This window comes from Rhodoblastus sp., from assembly GCF_019449565.1.
Lineage (GTDB): Bacteria > Pseudomonadota > Alphaproteobacteria > Rhizobiales > Beijerinckiaceae > Rhodoblastus.
In genome coordinates, this window is record NZ_JAGRPM010000088.1 from 208,807 (window position 1) to 230,434 (window position 21,628).

Annotated in this window: 20 protein-coding genes; 7 read left to right on the forward strand and 13 right to left on the reverse strand. The window is 64.0% G+C overall.

Features of this window, described 5'->3' with window-relative positions:
• Nucleotides 1–184: 184 nt before the first annotated feature.
• Nucleotides 185–2,344: a 4Fe-4S binding protein gene (locus QZ409_RS21425; RefSeq protein ID WP_296715438.1), complete on the forward strand. Its 2,160-nt coding sequence runs from the start codon at nt 185–187 to the stop codon at nt 2,342–2,344.
• Complete coding sequence (locus QZ409_RS21430; RefSeq protein WP_296715440.1) at nt 2,341–3,342, forward strand: FAD:protein FMN transferase; 1,002 nt, start codon at nt 2,341–2,343, stop codon at nt 3,340–3,342. The genes QZ409_RS21425 and QZ409_RS21430 overlap by 4 nt, the downstream gene beginning before the upstream one ends.
• A gap of 36 nt (nt 3,343–3,378) precedes the next feature.
• Here QZ409_RS21430 and pqqC read toward each other — a convergent pair whose 3' ends face one another.
• The 12 genes from pqqC to pqqA all read right to left on the reverse strand — a co-directional run bounded on the left by pqqC (nt 3,379) and on the right by pqqA (nt 13,766).
• Entirely contained in the window at nt 3,379–4,143 is a 765-nt protein-coding gene (gene pqqC / locus QZ409_RS21435) for a pyrroloquinoline-quinone synthase PqqC (RefSeq protein ID WP_296715442.1), read from the reverse strand.
• 27 nt (nt 4,144–4,170) lie between these two features.
• Nucleotides 4,171–4,905 carry an ATP-binding cassette domain-containing protein gene (locus tag QZ409_RS21440; protein WP_296715445.1) on the reverse strand — a complete coding sequence of 245 codons (735 nt, stop codon included), beginning with the start codon at nt 4,903–4,905 and terminating at the stop codon, nt 4,171–4,173.
• Complete coding sequence (locus QZ409_RS21445) at nt 4,895–5,632, reverse strand: ABC transporter permease subunit (RefSeq protein ID WP_296715448.1); 738 nt, start codon at nt 5,630–5,632, stop codon at nt 4,895–4,897. Before QZ409_RS21445 ends, QZ409_RS21440 begins: the two co-directional genes overlap by 11 nt.
• A complete protein-coding gene (locus QZ409_RS21450; protein WP_296715451.1) occupies nt 5,629–6,633 on the reverse strand; it encodes an ABC transporter substrate-binding protein in 1,005 nt (334 codons plus the stop codon). The genes QZ409_RS21445 and QZ409_RS21450 overlap by 4 nt, the downstream gene beginning before the upstream one ends.
• 24 nt (nt 6,634–6,657) lie before the next feature.
• The gene (locus QZ409_RS21455) at nt 6,658–7,347 is read right to left on the reverse strand and encodes a response regulator transcription factor (protein WP_296715454.1); all 690 of its coding nucleotides are present in this window, start codon (nt 7,345–7,347) and stop codon (nt 6,658–6,660) included.
• A 315-nt stretch (nt 7,348–7,662) separates the two neighbouring features.
• Nucleotides 7,663–9,441: a PQQ-dependent methanol/ethanol family dehydrogenase gene (locus QZ409_RS21460; protein ID WP_296715455.1), complete on the reverse strand. Its 1,779-nt coding sequence runs from the start codon at nt 9,439–9,441 to the stop codon at nt 7,663–7,665.
• Nucleotides 9,442–9,527: 86 nt separating this feature from the next.
• Complete coding sequence (locus QZ409_RS21465; RefSeq protein ID WP_296715457.1) at nt 9,528–10,376, reverse strand: transporter substrate-binding domain-containing protein; 849 nt, start codon at nt 10,374–10,376, stop codon at nt 9,528–9,530.
• A gap of 5 nt (nt 10,377–10,381) precedes the next feature.
• Nucleotides 10,382–10,804 (reverse strand): cytochrome c-550 PedF, encoded by a 423-nt coding sequence (pedF, locus tag QZ409_RS21470; protein WP_296715577.1) that lies wholly within the window; start codon nt 10,802–10,804, stop codon nt 10,382–10,384.
• A 114-nt stretch (nt 10,805–10,918) separates the two neighbouring features.
• The gene (pqqE, locus tag QZ409_RS21475) at nt 10,919–12,076 is read right to left on the reverse strand and encodes a pyrroloquinoline quinone biosynthesis protein PqqE (RefSeq protein WP_296715459.1); all 1,158 of its coding nucleotides are present in this window, start codon (nt 12,074–12,076) and stop codon (nt 10,919–10,921) included.
• Entirely contained in the window at nt 12,073–12,357 is a 285-nt protein-coding gene (gene pqqD, locus QZ409_RS21480; RefSeq protein WP_296715461.1) for a pyrroloquinoline quinone biosynthesis peptide chaperone PqqD, read from the reverse strand. Before pqqD ends, pqqE begins: the two co-directional genes overlap by 4 nt.
• Nucleotides 12,354–13,274: a pyrroloquinoline quinone biosynthesis protein PqqB gene (gene pqqB, locus QZ409_RS21485; protein WP_296715464.1), complete on the reverse strand. Its 921-nt coding sequence runs from the start codon at nt 13,272–13,274 to the stop codon at nt 12,354–12,356. Before pqqB ends, pqqD begins: the two co-directional genes overlap by 4 nt.
• Before the next feature lie 327 nt (nt 13,275–13,601).
• On the reverse strand, nt 13,602–13,766 hold the full coding sequence (gene pqqA, locus QZ409_RS21490; RefSeq protein ID WP_296715467.1) for a pyrroloquinoline quinone precursor peptide PqqA: 165 nt from the start codon (nt 13,764–13,766) through the stop codon (nt 13,602–13,604).
• Between the two features lie 581 nt (nt 13,767–14,347).
• Here pqqA and adh point away from each other — a divergent pair.
• The 4 genes from adh to QZ409_RS21510 all read left to right on the forward strand — a co-directional run bounded on the left by adh (nt 14,348) and on the right by QZ409_RS21510 (nt 18,665).
• Nucleotides 14,348–15,868 carry an aldehyde dehydrogenase gene (gene adh, locus QZ409_RS21495; protein ID WP_296715470.1) on the forward strand — a complete coding sequence of 507 codons (1,521 nt, stop codon included), beginning with the start codon at nt 14,348–14,350 and terminating at the stop codon, nt 15,866–15,868.
• Nucleotides 15,869–16,000: 132 nt separating this feature from the next.
• Nucleotides 16,001–16,438, forward strand: a complete 438-nt coding sequence (locus QZ409_RS21500) for a DUF779 domain-containing protein (protein WP_296715473.1) — start codon at nt 16,001–16,003, stop codon at nt 16,436–16,438.
• 24 nt (nt 16,439–16,462) lie between these two features.
• Complete coding sequence (locus tag QZ409_RS21505) at nt 16,463–16,849, forward strand: DUF779 domain-containing protein (protein ID WP_296715475.1); 387 nt, start codon at nt 16,463–16,465, stop codon at nt 16,847–16,849.
• 70 nt (nt 16,850–16,919) lie between these two features.
• Nucleotides 16,920–18,665 (forward strand): NAD+ synthase, encoded by a 1,746-nt coding sequence (locus QZ409_RS21510; RefSeq protein ID WP_296715478.1) that lies wholly within the window; start codon nt 16,920–16,922, stop codon nt 18,663–18,665.
• Between the two features lie 44 nt (nt 18,666–18,709).
• On the opposite strand, the gene QZ409_RS21515 is transcribed toward QZ409_RS21510, so the two are convergent.
• A complete protein-coding gene (locus QZ409_RS21515) occupies nt 18,710–19,873 on the reverse strand; it encodes a ceramide glucosyltransferase (protein ID WP_296715480.1) in 1,164 nt (387 codons plus the stop codon).
• Between the two features lie 384 nt (nt 19,874–20,257).
• On the opposite strand from QZ409_RS21515, the gene gltX reads away from it, so the two are divergent.
• A complete protein-coding gene (gene gltX / locus QZ409_RS21520) occupies nt 20,258–21,628 on the forward strand; it encodes a glutamate--tRNA ligase (RefSeq protein WP_296715481.1) in 1,371 nt (456 codons plus the stop codon).

A 21,628-nucleotide genomic window follows, 5' to 3' on the forward strand; every position in this document is an offset into this window, starting at 1 on the left:
ACGGTTCCATCCCCCGGATTTTTTCGCGCCCGGCTTTTTTTGCGGGCGCGCATTGTTCTGGACCCAGTCGCGCCAGTTTCGCCGCCGCTTCCGGCGCGCCGCGCCCGTCACCCGGCGCGCAATTGGGAGAAAGTACTATAGGCGATGTCTTCCGCGTAAAACAACTTTGTTAGGGGAGAAAGAAATGCCTTGGAACTGGGCGGGTCCTTCGGGGCTGGTCGCCGCGTTTGCGCGTCTCATGACGCTGCTCGCGGCTTTGACGTGCTGCTGCTTTTTCACGGAAGGCGCGCGAGCGTCCTCGCTCGACCGCGAGGCGATGAACGTCCTGTTTCCCAAGCCCTTTAGCGTCGGCGAGCGCGATGCGACGCTGCCTGTCTGGCCGATTTTCCAGCAAAGCTACAATGGCGACGTTCTCGTCGCCTATGCCTTCGAATCCATCGATTTCGAGCCGATCCCGGGCTTCTCCGGCACGCCGGTCAATCTGCTGGTCGCGGTCAAGCCATCCGGCGAACTTCTGGACGTGAGGGTGCTCAGCCAGCACGAGCCAGTCTTCGTCGACGGTCTGGGGCCGGAGCCGCTAAAGGATTTCCTCAAACAATATACCGGCAAGTCGCTGCGGCAATCGATCAAGATCGTGCCCCCCGGCACACGCGATCCGCGCGCCGACAATGTCGCGGCGGAGATCGACGGCGTCGCCAAGGCGACCGCCTCGGTCCGCATCATCAACGAGACGATCATCAATTCCGCTCTGCAGGTCGCGCGCGCAAGGCTCGGCTTTTCCAAGGGGCGCGATCCTAACCGCGCCGCCCGCGCCAAGCCGGATGTTTTCGAGCCGCTGACCTTCGCGCAAATGCTCGATCGCGGCTACATCCGCCATCTGCATCTCACCAATGCCGAACTGAACAAGGCTTTCGCCGGAACGGTGGCCGCCGATGTGGACGAGGAGGGCCAGGCCGATCCGAACGGAACCTTCGCCGATGTCTATATCGCGGAGGTGGACGTGCCGATCGTGGGGCGCAACCTGCTCGGCGAGGCGCAATGGCGCAAGCTGATGAACCAGCTCGATGGGGCGCCTGCCATGCTCGTGCTGTCGAGCGGCCGCTGGACCTTCATGCCGGACTCTTTCGTGCCCGGCGCCACGCCCAATTTCATAGCGCTGGACCAGGCCGAGGCCCCGGTCGCCTGGCGCGATTTTGTCTGGCGCGACTCGCTGGACCTGCCTGTTCCAAAGGGTCTCGATCTCGCCAGGAGCGATGTCGCCATCATGCGCATCGCGCCGCAGGCGGCGTTCGATCCGGCCTCGCCGTCGGAATTCTCGATTCGCGTGCTGCGCGAAAAGGGCCAGATCTTTCCCGAGCGCGTGACGAGGGATTTCAAGCTCGGCTACGGCCTACCCAAGAATCTATTCGACCTGCCGCCCGACGATTCCGGCCTCGGTCTCGGTTCGATCTGGGAAAGCCGCAGCCGCGATATTGCGATCCTCGGCGCGGGCCTGCTCGTGCTGGCTGTCGCTTTGGCGCGCCAACGCGCGCTGACGCGTTCGCCCCGCGCATTCAAATGGTTCCGCCTCGCTTTTCTCGCCTTCACGCTGGTCTTCATCGGCTGGATCGCGCAGGCGCAATTGTCGATCGTCTGGCTGTTCGGCTTGATCAAGGCGCTCAAGGGTGAGGGCAGCTTCGTCTTTTTCCTGTGGGATCCGCCGACCCTAATGGTCACGATCTTCGGCCTCGTCGCCCTGTTCATCTGGGGACGGGGGACCTTTTGCGGCTGGCTCTGCCCTTTCGGCGCTTTGCAGGAATTCGCGGGCGAGGTCGCGCGGCTGCTGCGTCTGCGCCAGATCGGCCTGCCGCAGCGCTATGAACGCCTGGCGCGCGTGCCGAAATTCATCGTGCTGGCGGTCATTCTCGTGACGGCGCTTTTCTTTTCCGGTCAGGCGGAAAAGGTCGCCGAGGTCGAGCCGTTCAAGACCTCGATCACACTGATCTTCCTGCGCTCGGCGCCCTTCGTGCTCTATGCCGTGGCGCTTCTGATCGTCGGCATGTTCCATTACAAATTCTTCTGCCGCTATCTCTGCCCACTGGGGGCGACATTTGCGGCGTTGAGTTTCGTGCGGCGCTGGAAATGGATTCCGCGCCGCAAGGAATGCGGCTCGCCCTGTCAGATGTGCAAGGTGAAATGCCGCTATGGCGCGATCGAGAAGAGCGGCCAGATCGTCTATTCGGAATGTTTCCAATGTCTGGATTGCGTGGCGATCCTCGACAATCCGCAACTTTGCGTGCCCGTGGTGCTGGAGCAGAAGCGCGCGCGCAGGAAGCAGAAACAGCAATTGGAGGCGGCGCAATGAAGACCGATCGTCGGCAGATGCTGCAACTGGCCCTTGCGGGCGCCGGGCTCGGCGCCGCGGGCGTCTGGGCTGCTTCACGCGAGGGGCGCGCGGCGCTGTCCTTCCGCCGCGCGGGCGTGGCCTTCGACACGGGCGTCGCCTTGACCGTGGTCGGGCTGGAGGAGCGCGAAGCCGAGGCTGCGCTCGACGCCGGCTTCGCCGAAATCCGGCGCCTGGAGCGCGTCGCGGGCCTGTCCACGCCGGGCAGCGACATTCGCCGCCTCAACGCCGAAGGCCGGCTGGAGCGGCCCGATCAAGCTTTGCTCGACATGCTCGCGGTCGCCGAAGATGTGCACCGCGCCAGCGGCGGCGCCTTCGACGTGACCGTGCAGCCGCTATGGATTTTCTATGATTCCTGGGCCAAGCGCGGCGACTGGCCGAGCGACGAGGAGTCCGCGCCGGCCCGCGCCCTGATCGGCCAGTCGCGCGTGCGTTTCGATGCCGGGGCGATTGCTTTCGAGCGCCCCGGCATGGGGATCACGCTCAACAGCCTCACCCACGGCTATGCGGCGGATCGCGTCGCCAGGATCTTGGCCGAGCGCGGCGTGAAACAGGCCTTCGTCGATACCGGAGAGATGGAATCCCTGGGCCGCGCCGCCAATGACCGCGACTGGACGGCGGCGGTGAAACATCCGCGCCAGCCCGACGCCATGCTTGGCACGGCGCCTGTCACCGGCTGCATGGCGACGGCGGGCGACTATGCCTATACTTGGTCGGAGGATTATTCCCGCCACCACATTCTCGACCCGCGCACCGGCTATTCGCCCGCATCGCTCGCCTGCGTGACGGTGATCGCGCCCAAGGCCGTGGTCGCGGATGCGCTCTCCACGGCGGTTTCTGTGCTGGGGCCGGACGAGGGCGCGAAACTGCTGAAGCATTTCGACGCCGAGGCCTATGGCGTCACCAAGGCCGGCAAGGTCTGGGCGACCCCGGGATTCCCGCGCCAGAACCTGGCTTAAGCGCTCGCCCTGCCTCGGCGAGGCGAGCGCGATTTTTTACGCCTTCGGCACGAAAGCGCCGGGCGGGATCATGCCCTGCACATAGGCCAGATAGAGCGCATCGAGCTGCGCCCATAGCACGTTGCATTTGAACTGCACGGCCTTGACGCAGGCGTCCTGTTCGGCGCGGGTTTTGGCGTGGGTCTTGACATATTCCAGCGCGAAATCGGCGTCTCGCGGGGCCTGCGCCAGGCGACGCTTGAAATAGGCCATCACGTCGTCGCTGACGAAGCTGTAGTTCTCCAGCATGCCGGAGATGCGCTCGCGATGGATTTTGGGCGCGAACAGTTCGGTGAGCGAGGAGGCGACGGCGACCACCAGCGGCTGCTCGGTCACATAGCGCACATAGGCCTCCACCGCGAAACGCGTGGCGGGCAGGGCGCCTTCCTTGGAGACGACAAAGGCGCGGTCGAGCCCGAGGCCATCGGTCAGGACCAGCCAGCGTTCGATGCCGCCTTCCTCGTTCTCGAGGCCGTCATGGTCGTGGATGCGGTGGATCCATTCGCGGCGCAATTCACGGTCGTCGGTGCGCGCCATCAGCGCGGCGTCCTTGCGCGGCACGGCGTCCTGATAGCAATAGCGGTTGAGCGCCCAGGCCTGAACCTGGCCCTTGTTCAGCTGACCGCCGTGCAGCATTTTGTGGAAGATATGCTTGTCGTGGTAACGCTCGGCGCCCACGGCGCGGATGGCGGCCTCGAATTCTTCCCTGGTCAGAAGATCGGTTGGCGCGGAGACCTTTTCGGCCAAAGCGGCGCTGCCCATAGTTTCGCTCCCATTGTTGTTCTTGCGTTATGTCGCGCCTTCCGAATTACCATTCCCGGGCGCGTCATTCACCTGATAAATCGCTGCGGAAGCCCTTAGTTTTGTAAGATTTTCGTCACGCGATCCGCGCGGCGCGGGGATCGGCAGGCGCCCGCGAATTCGCGCCGGCGCGGGCTCGAGAAAGATGATTTCGTCCGCGAGCAGAAGGGCGTCGTCCAGGTCGTGGGTGGCGATCAGCGCCGTGATTTTTTTCGCGCCGATGCGTTGCGCCAGCAGCGCGCGCAGACGCAGGTGCAAGGCGCGGTCGAGCGAGGCGAAAGGTTCGTCAAGCAGCATCAGCTCGGGCTCGACGGCGAAGGCCCGGGCCAGGGCGGCCCGGCGCGCGAGGCCGAGCGACAATTGCCCCGGATAATCGCCGCCGCGCCCCTCAAGTTCGAAGGCGGCGAGCAGCGCGGCCAGAGCCTCGTCGGTCAGGCCTGGCGCGGCGAGGCGCAGGTTGTCGGCGACATTGCGCCAGGGCAGCAGGCGCGGCTCCTGAAAGGCCATGCCGATGCGCCGGGGCCTGTTCGTCACCACGCCGGAGAAATCCGAGTCGAGACCGGCAATGATGCGCAGCAGGCTGCTCTTGCCGCAGCCGGAAGGGCCGAGCAAGGCGACGATGGAGCCCTCGGCGACGCTCAGCGAAAAACGATCGAACACGATCCGCTCGCCGCGATCGGCGAGGCGGAAGGCCTTGCGCGCGATTTCGATTTCAAGCGCCATGGCGACGCCACCAGCTGGCGGAGCGTTCGGCCGGGCGCAGCACGAAGCTTTCGACCAGGATCATCAGCGCGACGAAAGGCAGGGCGTAGGCGAGCAGCAGCCGGAGGTCGAACAGCTGGAACGCCTCGTTCATCTTGAAGCCGACGCCATTGGGGCGCCCGAGCAATTCGACCACCAGCACGATCTTCCATACCAGCGCCAGCCCGCTGCGCGCGGCGGCTGCGAAAAAGGGCGCCAGCTGCGGCGCCACCACATGGCGCCAGCGCCGCAGCCGGGAGAAGGCGAAGACCTTGGCCATTTCATCGAGCGCGGGGTCGAGCGCGCGGGCGCCTTCGCGCAGGGTGACGACGGCGTTGGGCAATTTGTTGAGCGTGATCGCCGCCAGCGCGGAGCTTTCGTTCAGCCCGCCCCAGATATAGGCGAACATGATGACGACCAGCGCCGGGGTATTCAGCACGATCACCAGCCAGGGATCGACGAGACGGTCAAGCGCTGTCAGGCGGCCCAGCGCAATGCCCAGAGCCGATCCGATGACCATGGCGAGCGCGAAGCCCGCCAGCACGCGGGCGAGGGTGACGCCGAGATTGAAGGCCAGAGCCCCGTTGCGCGCCTCGGCGAGCAGTGTCGCCGCCACAGCCATCGGCTCCGGGAGGTAACGCGGGCCGAGCAGCAGGGCGCCAACCTGCCACAGCGCGATGAACAGGCAGAGCGAAACGAGACGCGTCATTTGCTTCCGGATTCGGGGGCCGGATGAAAAAACAGGCCCGGATCGAGCTGGGTCGCGTCGCCGACAAGCTGCCGTCCGCCCACCGTCGCCAGAACATTGTAGATCGCTTCGGCGTCGGCGAATTCCTCGGCCAGCGAGCGCGTGGGAATGCCCTGGCGGTAATATTGGCGCAGGATCGCCAGCGTCGCGGGATCGGAGACGCCGGTCATGGGCGCGATCTTCGCGAAGGCCTCGTCATTATCGGCAATCAGCCTCTTCGCCTTGGTCATCATGGTGAAAAAGCGTTGGAGCAAGGGGCCGTTCTTCGCGCCGAACGACTCGTTGAAGACATAGCCTGTGACGACGACCGGTCCCTTGGCGCCGAGGTCGCGCTCGACCGCCGCCATGTCGACCACGCGGGCGAAGCCCTTGGCCTCAAGCCGAGCCGCAAAGGTCCAGAACTCCAGCGCGGCGTCAAGTTCGCCCTGCGACAGCTTTTCGGCCAGCAGAGGCGGGGCGGCGAAGGCGAGCGTCGCCTGCGTCTTGAGATCGACCTTCTGCTTGAGCGCCCAGGCCTGCAGCATGAGCCAGCTCTTGTCGAGCGAGCCGCCCGCGACGCCGAGCTTCTTGCCGACGAAGTCGGAAGCCTTCCAGGTGGCGGCGGGACCTTTGGCCATCACGGCGCCGAGGGCCGTCGAATGGGGATAATAGACCAGCGCGGTTCCGAGCGAGCGCTCTCGCGCCACCCAAAGCCAGTCGGACAGAATCATGTCGGCGCCGCCGCCGACCAGTGCGATCTTGCCAGCTTCCGTGGTCGACAATTCGGTCGTCTCGAAATCGAGATTCGCCTCCTTGTCGAGGCCATAGGCGCGGACAATGGCCAGCTCCCAGGCGAAGGTTCCGGTTGACTGGATGGCGAGCCGCAGCTTGTCGGCTGCGGAAGCGGCAGTTGAGGCCAGGGCGAAGCCGGCCAGGCTCAGCGCCAGAAAGAGCGGGCGAAGGCGGAGGGAAGTTTTGCGCACGGTAGACAACCTTTTGCGAAGCGGTCAGTTCGACGCGCTTTTATCGGCGCCGGGATGGCCCTCGGCGGAAAATTGCGCGAAATCCATCTTGCCGACTTCGATCGCCGCCTTGGTGCGGCTGTAGACGTTGAGCTTGCGCAGGATCTCGGAGACATGGGCCTTGACGGTGGTTTCCGCCACGCCAAGCTCATAGGCGATCTGCTTGTTCTGCAGGCCGGCGCGGATCATGTCGAGCACGCGCAATTGCTGCGGCGTCAGGTCCTGCAACCGGCGCAGCATATCGCCGCGCTCGATCTCGGACGGTTGCGGCTGGTTGATGTCGCGGAACCGTTCGGGCAAATAGATCGAGCCGTTGAGGACCTCATTGATGGCGCGGGCGAGTTCGCCTTTCGACGTCGCCTTGGAGACGAAGCCAGCGGCGCCGAGCGCGAGCAGATCGCGCACGACGCGCGGATCCTCATGCGCCGAGACGACCATGATCGGGAGATGCGGATGGGCCGCGCGCACCCGCACAAGGCCGGAAAGGCCTGTCGTTCCCGGCAGGAATAGATCGAACAGGCCGAGATCGAGGTTCTTTTCCCTCGCCAGCACGTCGAGCGCTTCTTCGATGGTCGTGGCCTCGAAAATTTCGCATTGCGGACGCTCCAGCCGCACGGCGCTTTCGAGCGCTTCGCGAAACAGGGGATGATCGTCGACAATCAGAATGCGCGTCATTGGGCGTTTCCCGGTCCCGGCCTTGTCTGGAACGGCGATCAGGGCCGCCGCTCAGCCGCCCGGCGTTTCGTCTGTGGAAAGGTCCGGGCGATCGTTCGTGAATGTGCGCCTTGACGGCGCCGCGCGCAAGTCGCGTGACGGGCCAGTCCGCGCGGAAAGATAAATCCGCGCAACAGGATGGCGCCGCGTGACAAGCAAAGAGCGGCCGGGCGTTGGCGCGGCCGCTCGATTGGCGTGATCGTGAAATTCGCCAGCGTCGGTCGCTTTCAGGCTTGCGCCGGAAAGCGGCCGGATCGCCTTACTTGGCGGCGGATATCACTTGGTGGCAGACTTGGGCGCCAGCTTGAACACCCAGTAGGAGCCGCCCTGGTTGATGCCCTTGAAGGTCTTGGCGACTTCGCCGCCCCACAGCGGGACCGCGCCGCCCCAACCGGCTGCAACGCCGACGAGCTGCTCGCCGTCCTGTTCCCAGCTGATCGGCGGCGCGACAATGCCGGTGCCGACGTTGAACTTCCACAGGACTTCGCCGTTCTTGGCGTCGAAGGCCAGCAGATAGCCTTCGGGGTTGCCGGTGAACACAAGACCGCCGGCGGTGGTCAGAACGCCAGCCCAAAGCGGAGCCTTGTTCTTGTATTCCCACACCACCTTCTGGGCGACCGGGTCGATCGCCTTGAGCGAGCCGATGTGGTCGTCGAAGATCGGCTTGATGTTGAAGCCAGCGCCGAGATAGGCCGCGCCCTTCTTGTAGACGACCGGCTCGTTGTGGATGTCCATGCCCCATTCGTTCGACGGCACATAGAACAGCTTGGACTGGTCCGAATAGGCCATCGGCATCTGGTTCTTGCCGCCGAGGAAGGACGGAACGGCGAAGACTTCCTTGCCCTTCTTGCCATCTTCGGATTTGGTCGGGTCGCCCGGACGCATGGCCTCGTCATAGATCGGACGGCCGCTGGCGTCGATGCCCTTGGCCCAGGTGATCTTGCTGACGAAGGGCATGGCCGAGATGAACTTGCCGTTCGTGCGGTCGAGCACATAGAAGAAGCCATTGCGGTCGGCGGTGGCGCCGGCCTTCACGGTCTTGCCGTCCTTGGTCATTTCGAACGGAATGAACTCGTTCACGCCGTCATAGTCCCAGCCGTCATGCGGGGTCGTCTGAAAGCCCCAGACCAACTCGCCGTTTTCGGGATTGATGGCGAGGCGCGAGGACGTCCACTTGTTGTCGCCCGGGCGCAGCCAGGAGTTCCACGGAGCCGGGTTGCCGGTGCCGAAAAACACCATCTTGGTGTCGGGGTCATAAGTGCCGCCGAGCCAGGTGGCGCCGCCGCCGGTCTTGTACATGTCGCCGGACCAGGTCTCATTGGCCTTGCCGGTCATGGTCGTTTCCTTGCCCTGATAGGTGCCAGTCAGGCCCTCGAGGGTCGGACGGCTCCAGACCAGTTCGCCGGTGTCGACGTTACGCGCTTCGACGCGGCCGACGACGCCGAATTCGCCGCCGGAGACGCCGGTCACGATCAGCGTGCCATTGGCCTTGGTCGGGACGATCAGGGGCGCGGCGGTGTTGGAATAGCCGGCCTTGAAATCGTCGATGGCCTTATGCCACACGACCTTGCCGGTCTTGGCTTCGAGCGCGTAGATCTGGGCGTCGAGCGTGGTGAAATAAACCTTGTCGCCGAACAAAGCGGCGCCGCGGTTCACGACGTCGCAGCAGGGCATGATGCCTTCCGGCAGACGGGCGTCATATTCCCAGATCTTCTCGCCGGTCTTCGCGTCGATCGCGAACAGGCGGCTGTAAGAGCCGGTGATATAGATGACGCCGTCATGCACCACGGCCTGACCTTGCTGGCCGCGCTGCTTTTCGCCGCCGAAGGAGAAGGACCAGGCCGGAACCAGGTTCTTGACGGTCGAGGTGTTGATCTGGGTCAGCGGGCTGTAGCGGTGGGCCGCCAGGCCGAGACCATTGGTGACGACCTGCTTGGCGTTGACGCCGTCGGCGAGCAGGTCCGCGTCTGTGACGCCAGCGGCCATCGCGGCGCCGGCGAAGGCCATCCCCAACACGGAGACGCCAGCTAGAAGTGTGCGTTTCATCATTCCCATTCCTCCCAAAGAATTGCTCCGGAGCGACCGGCGCCATTTGATTTGGCTCGGCGGCTAAGAGGCCGCCGGACCAGGACCGGAACCGGTCATTGTTCTTGCGCCGGCGGACGCCACGTGACGCCGTAGGACGCAAAAATCTTCTTTAATTCGCCTGACTCGGCCAAGTGGGCGGTCGCCTTGTCTATGGCCTCGGCCAGGTCGACTGCGTCTGCGTTGACCGCGCCGCCGATCGGCCAGCTCTGGGAGAGGCGATGCGGCGGAAAAATGATCGTGACGGGCTTGCTGCTCTGATGGGCGAGATTCTCCACCAGCGCCGATTCCCCATAGAAAGCGACGACATCGCCCTTTTCGAACGCCTGCGCCGCCTTGTCCTCGCCGCGCACATGCACGATGTTCGAGATCAGCTTATGGTCGCGCGCGGACAGCAGAATGATGTCCGACAGGGTGCCGAGATCGACCGCGACCTTTTCGGTTTCGAACAGCGAAAAATCCTTGGCGGCGTCAGCCTTGCCGGGCTCCACCGCCATGGCCAGGCCCTCGACCTGATAAGGCGCGGTCAGCTTGATCTTGTCATTGGCCGCTTCGACCCGGGGATCGTTCGGCACGTGCAGCATGATGTCGCCGGGCTGCTCGCCCAGCAGCGAACCGCGCCACACGCCATTGCGCAGATCGACGTCGATTTCATCGCCGGCGCGCAGGAAAAGATAGTCGACCTTGGTCCCGAGCGCCTTCGCCAGCGCCGCGCCGATTTCGACGTCGATTCCCTTGCGGACGCCATTTTCTTCCCACGACCACGGCTTGTAGTCGCGATAGACGGTCACCCGCAGGACACCCGCGGATTCCACAGCTTTAAGCGTGCGGCTCTGCGCCATTTGCGGCGCGACTGCGCCGCAAATGGTCGCGAGCACAAGCGCTGCGCGGAAGATCGCGCGCATATGGGTCAATTACCCTGGTAGCGGGAGTCGAGATAAGTGCGGATCGACCACATGGCTTCCTGGGACAGAATGCCTTCGAAGGCCGGCATCTTGGTGACGCCGTTCTGGGTGAACCCATGACGGATACGGCCGATGAACCAGGCATCGCCCTCTTCGCCCTTGTCGAGGTAACGCAGGTCGGGCGCGAGGCCGCCAGACTCGGCTTCGATGCCGTGGCAGCGGGCGCAATTCTGCGCGAAGCCTGAGTGGCCGATTTTCTCCGCGAGCTCATTGCCGCGATAGGGGTTCTTTTCCAGCCATTCCGGACCGAGCGGCTGCAAGCCGGTGGTGTCGACGGGCTGCGGGGTCACGTCGCCATGCGCGAGGACGCGCTGGGCGCCGAACACGGACAGACAGACAGCAAGGGAAATCCCGAGAGTGCGGGTCATAAACGCCACGTTTTTCCTCCAAATTTTGGCCCGATCTTAGAGTGCGGCGGCGCGAGGGAAATTGTACTTTGGCGCCCTTGGAGGAGAAGGGTCGCGCCAACCGCCGCGCAGGGCTCAAACGGGGCTTTTCTCCCGGGCGCGCTCGATCCGCCGCGGCGTGAAGCCCGCGACTTCCTCCGCGGAGTCGCGCGCCGCGATTTCCGCGATCAGGTCATGGCGCGGCGACTTCGAGCAGATCGGGTCGCAGGCGGCGGCGTCGCCGACGAGCGCCATCGCCTGGCAGCGGCAGCCGCCGAAATCGACCGTCTTGCGCTCGCAGGAGCGGCAGGGCTCCTGCATCCAGTCGTCGCCGCGATAGGCATTGAATCCGGGCGAGTTGGTCCAGATGTCGGCCAGGCTCTTTTCGCGCGCGTTCCAGAATTCGAGGCCGGGAATGGTTTCCGCCGCATGGCAGGGCAGGACCTTGCCCTGTGGCGTGACGTTCATGCTCATACGGCCCCAGCCGCTCATGCAGGCCTTGGGAAATTTCGCGTGATAATCCGGCGCGACATGGTCGATGACGATCTGGCCCTTGTAGCGCTCGCGGCGCTCCTCGACCTCGGCATAGGCCTTTTCGCTCTGCGCGCGCGTGGGCATCAGATGCGACCGATTACGCAGCGCCCAGCCGTAATATTGCGTATGGGCGATCTCGATTCGCCGCGCGCCGAGACGCACGGCGAAATCCACCATATCCGCCGCGCGGGCGACATTGGCGCGATGGATCACGGCATTGATGGTCAGCGGCAGGCCTTCCTCGGCGACCCAGTGGGCGACTTCGAGCTTCTTGGCGAAGCCGCCCTCATAGCCGCCGATCCAGTCGGCGCTCTTCGCCTCGGCGTCCTGAATGGAAAGCTGCACATGATCGAGGCCGGCCGCCGCCAGTTCGGCGAAGGAGGCTTTGGTCAGGCCGACGCCGGAGGTGATCAGATTGGTGTAGAGGCCAAGGCTGGCGCAATGCGCCACCAGTTCGCGCAGGTCGCGGCGCGACGCCGGTTCGCCGCCCGACATGTGGACATGCAATATGCCGAGCGCCGCCGCCTGGGTGAAGATGTCCTTCCAGGCGTCGGTCGGCATTTCCGTTTCGCGCCCGCCCATTTGCAGCGGGTTGGAGCAATAGGGGCAGGCGAGCGGACAGCGATAGGTCAGCTCCGCAAGCATCGCGGAGGGCGGCTGCAGGGCCGGAATTTGAGCCGGAGCTTGAGCCGAAACTTGGGGAGTTGATTGCGTGGTCATAGGCCGAGCATCCGCTTTTCGAGCAGGCTGTTGAGCAGGCTTCGCACGTCGCGTTCGATCATCGTGCGATCAGCGGAATATTTCTCCGCGAGATCGTCCACGATCGTGGACAGGGCGGCGGCGCCGTCGCAGCGTTGCAATATGTCGACGCTGATGGCGTTGAGCCGCAGATAGCGCTCGGGGGCCAGCAGCACCCAGGTCTTGCGGACCTGATCGTTCTTGAGCTTGACGCCGCGCAACAGATGGGGGCGCGACTCGGGCGCGAGTTCTTCGACGGTCACGGCCGGCCCTCCGCCATTTCGACGGTCATGCCGTCATAGCCGATTTCCCAGCCTGCCGCTTCGACCTGCGCGCGCTCCGCGGAATCATGGCGAAGCGCCGGGTTGGAATTATTGATGTGGACGAAAACGCGACGCTTGATGTCAAGGCCGTCGAGCGAGGCGATCGAGCCCTTCTCGCCATTCATCGCCATATGGCCCATGCGCCAGGCGGTCTTCGGCAAAAGGCCGAGTCGGATCATCTCATCGTCCTCGAAGGTCGTGCCGTCGAAGAAGATCAGGTCCGCGCCATGGAGCCGCTTGCGCAACGCGTCTGTGATGCGGGCGCAGGAGGGCATGTAATAGAAACGCCGGTCGCCCTGCCGGATTTCGACGCCTACCGTGGTGTCGCTCTCGGCGCCGAGTTCGATCTCGGCTTCGTTGCGCGATTCGAGATAGAGCGGAATTTTGCCCGGCGTCACGAAGGGCGTCAGCGTGAAACCCAGGCCGGTGTCGACGACCTGCTCGACCGCCACCGTCTCGCGCTTGACGGCGTCCGCATTCAGCACGCCGAACACGCCGCCAATCGTATTGGCCATGACGCTTTTCGTCGCCCAGAGCGTGAAGGGCTGAACCTCGCGCATCACCAGCAGGCCCGCGATATTGTCCACATCGCCATTTGGCGCGAACACGCCTTTGATCGGCGAATGACGCGGCGCGATCTTCGGGTGGAGTTGGGGATTGGCGATGATCTGCTGGCGCAGGTCGGGCGTCGCGGAGAGCACCACCCAGTCTTCGCCATTGGCGCTGACGGCGACGCTGCATTGCGATCGCTGCGCGATCCGGCCGTCGCGCGCATAGGCGAGCCGGCAGTTTTCGCAGAGACAGTTCCATTGCGGAAGGCCGCCGCCCGCCGCCGATCCGAGCACAAGAAATTGCACGTGAACGACCTTATTCCCAGTCCTGGCTCTATGCCGGTCTTGGCTCTATGCCGAATTGTGGCTCAAATCGAGCCCCACGGGCCCCGCGGCGCCGGACATGATCGCAGCAAGCGACCTCGCGGCCCGATGATGGCGATATAGCAATCCGACGTCCAATGCGTCAGGCCGCGGCGAGAAAATCGTAAGATTTTCGTCAAGCGTCGAGGTCCCGGCAGCGCTCGCTCAGCTAGGCGAAGCGGCTCGCCGTCGCAGGCTCCCAAAGCGCAAAAACCTCACCGGTCGCGTTGGCGTCCGATGAGGCGAATGACGCGCAGGCGGTCGCTGCGATCAGATTTCAGCCGACATATAGCTGGTGACTTCCATGCCGACGCAAACTTCGCAGGCTTCGGGGGCGGTCCAGGTAACTTCCGTCATGTTTTCCTCCAATGAAGATCTCGCGCGGCCGATGCGCTCGAGGGATAGGCTGCGTTTTGTCGCAGTTCTGCTGATCAAGGCCTCTATCCCTAAGCGAAGATAGAGCGCCCCGCAACAGCGTCTACGGCGCCAAAGTATGAACCGGCCCTTAGATTTGGCTCAAGGCCCATGCGCGGGGGAAGGCGGGCATCGCAGCTTCGGAAGCGTTATTGCGGTTGCGCCGTCCCGGCCGCTTCAGCATGGCGGGAAATGCGCCTTTCGTTCCCGGTTCGGCCAGGTGCAATGGCACTAAAGAGCAGTATCGCAAGTTTCAGTATAGAGACTAAATTGTCGCAGGTTGAAAGCGTCGCCCTTAATGCGTCGCGGCCCGGGAGGTCATTCGTCAATAAAAGACCGCGCAAGCGATGCCTTGGCGACGCCCGCGCTCTCTTCTTGATTTCACTGATTGTCCATGTGTCGGAAGGCAGGGCGTCGAATATCGAGGCGCCGGCGCGGCCATCGCAAGGCAGTGAATTTGCGCCTTGATCGGGCAGGCGCCTCCGGGGCGTCAACTGTAATTCGAGCGGATCGGCCTTTCGTCTCTCGCGCCCCGGCGCATGGACGAATGAGCGGGCCGCTTCCGACAAGCGTCGCAAGGCGCGCGAATATGGAGGAAGGTCATGTACCAGGAAGCTGTAGCCAATCTCACCGGCAAGAATCTGATCAGGTCAAAATTCGATAATTTCATCGGCGGCAAATGGGTCGCGCCGGTGCAGGGCCAGTATTTCGACAACATCAGCCCGGTCAGCGGCAAGGTTCTCTGCCAGGTCGCCCGCTCGACCGCGCAGGACATCGAACTCGCCCTCGACGCCGCTCACGCGGCCAAGGACAGCTGGGGCCGCACGCCGGCCGCCGAACGCTCCAAGATTCTGCTCAAGATCGCCGACCGTATCGAGGATAATCTCGCCACCATCGCTTTGGTCGAAACGCTCGACAATGGCAAGCCGATCCGCGAGACGACCTATGCCGACATTCCGCTGATGGTCGATCATTTCCGCTATTTCGCCGGCGCCCTGCGCGCCCAGGAAGGCTCGATCTCTGAGATCGACCACGACACCATCGCCTATCACTTCCATGAGCCGCTCGGCGTTATCGGCCAGATCATTCCCTGGAACTTCCCGCTGCTGATGGCCGCCTGGAAGATCGCTCCGGCGCTCGCCGCCGGCAATTGCATCGTGATGAAGCCCGCCGAACAGACTCCCGTCGGCATTCTGGTTCTGGTCGAGCTGATCGCCGATCTGCTGCCGGAAGGCGTTCTCAACATCGTGAACGGCTTCGGCGCGGAAGCCGGCAAGGCGCTGGGCCAGAGCAAGCGCATCGCCAAGATCGCCTTCACCGGCTCGACAGTCACCGGCAAGATGATCGCGCATTACGCCGCCGACAATCTGATCCCGGCGACCCTGGAGCTGGGCGGCAAGTCGCCGAACATCTTCTTCGCCGACGTGATGGACGCTGACGACGAATATTTCGACAAGGCGCTCGAAGGTTTCGCCTTGTTCGCGCTCAATCAGGGCGAAGTCTGCACCTGCCCCAGCCGCGCTCTGGTTCAGGAATCGATCTACGAGAAGTTCATCGAGCGCGCCGTCAAGCGCGTCCAAGCGATCAAGCAGGGCAGCCCGCTCGACATGAGCACCATGATCGGCGCCCAGGCCTCGAATGAACAGCTGCACAAGATCTTGTCCTATATCGACATCGGCAAGCAGGAAGGCGCTGAATTGCTGACCGGCGGTTCGCGCGCCAATCTCGGCGGCGAGCTGGAGAGCGGCTATTACATCAACCCGACCGTGTTCCACGGCAAGAACAGCATGCGTATCTTCCAGGAAGAAATCTTCGGGCCGGTCTTGTCGGTCACGACCTTCAAGGACGATGCTGACGCGCTGGCGATCGCCAATGACACCATCTACGGCCTCGGCGCCGGCGTGTGGACGCGCAACGGCAACCGCGCCTATCACTTCGGCCGCAATATCCAGGCCGGCCGCGTCTGGACCAACTGCTACCACGCCTATCCGGCCCATGCGGCCTTCGGCGGTTACAAGGAATCGGGCCTAGGCCGCGAAAACCACAAGATGATGCTCGACCATTATCAGCAGACCAAGAACATGCTCGTCTCCTATTCGACGAAGGCTCTCGGCTTCTTCTGAGAACACTGCGCGCCCCGGTCCAAGCCGGAGCGCCGTCCCATCATGAAGACTGCGGATTGCGCGGCGCCTAAAACGCGCCGCGCAATTTTTTTGACGCCTGAGCCTGTTCCGTAAACAGCCCTCGGAGGAAAGATGCCCGCGCCCGCACGTGTCGAAGCCACCGCCGAAGCACTTCTCTGGATCGCTCGCCTCAGAGAAAAACACGGTCCGCTGATGTTTTATCAGCATCACGGATGTTGCCAGGGAGGACCGGCTCCCGTGTGTCTTCCCGAGGGAGAATACAGACTGGGGGACGCCGATGTTCTGCTCGGCGAAATTGGCGGCTGCGCCTTTTACATGAGCGGTTGGCAATTCGAACAATGGCGGACTATCCAGACGATCATCGACGTGGCGCCGGGCCAAGGTTCGGGCTTTTCCATCGAGGCGCCGGAGTGCGTCTGTTTCTTCACGCGCCTGCGTGTCTTCACCGACGCCGAAGTCTCGCTCCTGGCTGAGGTGGGCGAGCCTCCCACTTTGGGATCGGGAAACGGGCCGGGCTTCGAGGCGCCACATTCCAGTCTGATGTATTGAAAAGCTAAGCAAACCGAGGAAAAGATGCCCGCGCCCTCACGTATTGAAGCCACGGCGGAAGCCCTGCTCTGGATCGCCATTCTCAAAGCGAAACACGGTCCGCTGATGTTTTATCTTTCCAGCGGTTGCTGCGAGGGATCTTCGCCCATGTGTTTCGTCGAGGGAGATTATCGCGTGAACGAGGCTGACATTCTGCTCGGCGAAGTCGGCTGCAGCCCCTTCTATTTGAGCGCGCAGCAATTTGAATATTGGCGCCACACCCAGCTGATCCTTGACGTGACGCCGGGCCAGGGCTCCGGCTTCTCGCTGGAAGCGCCGGAGGGCGTGAGCTTTCTGACCCGCAGCCGCGTTTTCAGCGACGGCGAGGTCGCGGCGCTGTCGGCGGCTGGAATACCCCCGCGCGCTTCGTAAGCGCCGACAGACGCCCGATAATGAAGGCTTCAAGCCGCCCGGAAAACACGCTAAACCGGGCGTCATGATGATGCCCTCTCCTCCCGCAGACCGCCTCGTGCTCGCTCTCGCCCAGATCAATTGCGTCGTGGGCGCCATTGACGCCAATCGGGACAGCGCGCGCGCCGCGCGCCGTGAAGCGGCCGCCTTCGGCGCCGATCTCGTCATGTTTTCGGAGCTGTTTCTCGCCGGCTACCCGCCAGAGGATCTCGTGCTGAGGCCGGCGTTCCAGGACGCCTGCCGCGCCGCGCTGGAGGAACTGGCGCGCGATACGGCGGATGGCGGTCCTGCCGTTCTGATGGGCCTGCCTTGGATGCAGGACGGCGCCTGCCACAACGCCTACGCGCTGCTCGACGGCGGTCGCATCGTCGCCGTGCGGTTCAAGGTCGATCTGCCCAATTACGGCGTATTCGACGAGAAGCGCGTATTCCAGCCCGGCCCGGCGCCGGGGCCGGTCGCCTTTCGCGGCGTGCGGCTCGGCCTGCCGATCTGCGAGGATATCTGGGGGCCGGACATCGTCGAATCCTTGAGCGAGACCGGCGCGGAAATTCTCCTCTCGCCCAATGGCTCGCCCTACTGGCGCGGCAAGGATTCCGAGCGTCTCGCGGTCGTTACCGAGCGGGTGGTCGAAAGCGGGCTGCCGCTGGTCTATCTCAATCAGGTCGGCGGCCAGGACGAACTGGTTTTTGACGGGGCGAGCTTCATCGTCAACGCCGATTGTGCCTTGGCTGGGCGCTTGCCGGCCTTCGCCGAGACGGTCGCCAAGGTTGTGTTCCGGCGCGGCGGTCACGGCTGGTTCTGCGAGGAGGGGCCCAGCGCGCCGTCGCTGGACGACGACAAGGCCGATTATTCCGCCTGCGTGCTGGGGTTGCGCGACTATGTCCACAAGAACAATTTTCCCGGCGTCGTTCTCGGCATGTCGGGCGGCGTCGACTCGGCGCTCTGTGCTGCCATGGCGGCGGATGCGCTGGGTCCTGCCAGCGTCCACGCGATCATGCTGCCCTATCGCTTCACGTCCGGGGAATCGCTGACGGACGCGGCGGACTGCGCCAAGGCGCTCGGCCTGCGCTATGACATTCTGCCGATCGCAGCGGCGGTCGAGGGCATCGAGTCCGCGCTTGCGCCGCTTTTCGCCGGAACGGCGCGCGGCGTCACGGAAGAGAACATCCAGGCCCGGGCGCGCGGCGTCCTGCTGATGTCGGTGTCCAACAAATTCGGGCCGATGCTGGTGACCACCGGCAACAAGTCGGAGATGTCGGTCGGCTACGCCACGCTTTACGGCGACATGAACGGCGGCTTCAACCCGATCAAGGACCTCTACAAGACCCAGGTGTTCCGGCTGTGCGGCCTGCGCAATGGCTGGAAGCCGGACGGAGCGCTAGGTCCGGAGGGCCTCGCGATCCCGCAGAACATTATCGACAAGCCGCCGACGGCGGAACTGCGCGAGAACCAGAAGGATCAGGATTCGCTGCCGCCCTATGATGCGTTGGACGACATGCTGGAATGCCTGGTCGAGAAGGAAATGCGCCTCGTCGAGATCGCCGCGCGCGGCCATGACATCGAGATCGTGAAGAAGATCGAGCGCCTGCTCTATCTCGCCGAATATAAGCGCCGCCAGTCGGCCCCGGGCGTGAAGGTGACTCGCAAGAATTTCGGCCGCGACCGCCGCTATCCAATCGTCAATCGCTTTCGCGACAAGGGAGCGCCGGCCCAGCAGCCGGACTTCTCGATCGCGCCGGAAAGCCCGATCGGATTCAGCGAGCGTTTCGAGGACTGATGGCCAGACTATGAGTGGGCGTCTTCCGACGCCCTTTTGTGAGTTCAGGCGGCGCCGTCGACCGTCTCGTCGGCGCCCTCGCGCACGGACATGGAATTGCCGAGCCAGACGAAATCATCGCCCAGCCAGCCGTCGATCCAGACAATCGGGAACAGCAGGTCGCGCAGCATGAAATAGAGCGGCGAAAGCGGGCTGGTCGGCCAGCCCAGCCGCCAGCTGGCGAGCGTCTCGGGCAACTGCCAGCCCGCGGCGACCAGAGCGGCGGCGGTCCAGGGCTCGAAGCCGAAATCGCGCGCGGCATAGGCGCCCGCGAGGATCGGCAACAGCGAGCCGGCCAGGATTTCCGGCGCGTACATGCTCGGGAAGCTGGCGCGGCGCAGGCGCGCCCAGCGGGTCTGGCGCTGATAGATGGAGCGCAGGGTGCGCTTGCCGAGCGGCTGGCCGAAGGGCCGGTCCACCAGCGCGACTTTCATGCCAGCGTTGCGCACGAGCTTGGTCGCGGCGGCGTCCTCGGCGATTTCCGAGGCAAGGACGGCGACGCCGCCGGCCTGCTCGACGATTTCGCGCCGCCACATCATGCTCTTGCCTTGGGCGAAGCCCATGCCAATGGCGTCGGCGCAGAACTGCCAACGCGCCTGGAAGCTATTGAGGAAGGCGCATTCGAGCTGGGCGCGGAAGCCGTCAGGCCACACGCCGAGCGGCGGCGAGCAGACCAGGCCGATGTCGGGCCGGAACCGGACCAGCATCTGCTGAAGATAGTCTTTGGGCGCCAGCACGTTGGAATCCGCCAGCACGATCCATTGATGCTGCGCCGCCTGCCAGCCCTTGAAGCAATTGTTGAGCTTGGGATTGGGGCTGATAGGGTCCTCGCCGATCAGCAGGCGGCCGCGCCCTTCAGGCTGCCCGGCCAGCAGAGTCTCGATCAGCGGAATGATCGGGTCGTTCTTCTTCTGCACGCAGAAGAGGACCTCATATTCGGGATAGTCCAGCTCGAAAGTCGAGCGCAGCGTCTCTTCCGAGAACGTCTCGAGGCCGCAGACGGGCCGTACAATGCTCACCGGCGGGGTGACGGCTTCGATGCCCGTTTGGGTCAGGCGCTCGGCGAGCGGCTCGGGGCGGCGGCGGCAGCGCCAGCTGGCGAGGCCGAGCGAGAAGGCGTTGAAAAAGGTCATGACCAGGCAGAAAGCCGCGGCGATATATCCCGTCATTCACCCAATCTTTCTTTTCCTTCGCCTCGATGGCGTGGCTTTCGCTCGCGAATGAGGCTTCATTTTGACGCGCCGTCCTTTTGCCGAAATTTAACCTTTGGGAAAGGGACTTTTATGTCAATAGCCCAGGTTGCAAGCCTCCATTGCGCTTATGCGGAAAATTCTTCACCGTTCTATGACATGAGCGCGCGACGGCATTATGTTATACCGCTCCTCACAGGTGAGAACCTGTGAGGAGCGGTTAGGCGCGACTGCGCCGCCGAGCTTATGCGAGGGATTCCTTGGCCGCGATGAATTGCGGTCAAGGAGACGCGATATTATGCGCGCGGCGGGGCAAACGCTCGGCAATTTCCCAAAACGCCGCCGAGACGATAAAGATTCCGCATGATTCATCTGGCTCATCACACCCCAGGCCTGGCCGCGCCCGTCGTCCGATTCGCGCCGTCGCCCACCGGCCGCATCCATATTGGCAATGCGCGCACGGCGCTGCTGAACTATTTCTTCGCCCGCAAGCACGCCGGCCAGTTCATCCTGCGCTTCGACGATACGGACGCCGAACGCTCGACCGAGGAATTCGCTCTGGGCATCGAGGTCGATCTCGAATGGCTTGGCGTCGCGCCGGATCGCAAGTTTCGCCAGTCCGAACGTGTCGCCCTCTATGACGATGCGGCGAGGAAGCTGAAGGAGTCAGGGCGCCTTTATCCCTGTTACGAGACGCCAGACGAATTGGAGCGCAAGCGGCGTCTCCAGATCGCGCGAGGCGCTCCGCCGGTCTATGACCGCGCCGCGCTGGACCTCTCGGCGGAACAGCGCGCCGCGCTCGAAGCCTCGGGACGCAAGCCGCACTGGCGTTTCAGGCTGGAGCCGGAGGTCGTGCGCTGGGACGATCTCATCCGCGGCGATAGCCATATCGATTGCGCCTCGCTGTCCGATCCGGTGCTGGTGCGCGAGGACAGCTCTTATCTTTATACGCTGCCTTCGGTGGTGGACGATCTCGATTCCGGCGTCAGCCATATCATCCGTGGCGAGGATCACGTCACCAATACGGCGGTGCAGGTCCAGCTCTTCCATGCCTTGGGCGCGGCGGCCGCCCCCCATTTTGGTCATCACAACCTGCTGATCGGCGCCGATGGGCAGGGCCTGTCCAAGCGCACCGGCGCCCTCTCCATCGCCGGCCTGCGCGAGGCGGGCGTCGAAACGCTCGCCGTGGCGGCCATGGCCACGCTGACCGGTTCATCCATCGCCGTGCATCCGGTTCACAGCCTGCCGGAACTCGCCGGCCTGTTCGATCTCGCCGCCATTTCCCGCAACAGCGCGCGATTCGATGACGAGGAGCTTCAGGCGCTCTCGCAGCGGGTGCTGCATGGACTGGCCTATGACTCCGTGCGCGACAGGCTGGAAGCGCAGGATATCGTAGGTTTCAAGGCGGAGCCGTTCTGGCTCGCCGTGCGCGGCAATCTGAACCGCTTTTCCGATGTCGCCGAGTGGTGGAGCGTGGTGGAAGGCGAGGTGGGGACCGAGCCCTTAGCGGATGATTTCCGCGCCGCCGCGATCGCCGGACTGCCGCCGGAGCCCTGGGACGAAACCAGCTGGGGCGCCTGGACCCAGGCGGTGAAACAGGCGACGGGACTGAAGGGCAAGGCCCTGTTCCATCCGCTGCGGCTCGCCCTGACCGGCCGCGAGTCCGGACCGGAACTCGCGAAACTGTTGCCGCTGATCGGCCGCGCCAAGGTTTTGGCCCGACTCGGGGCCTGA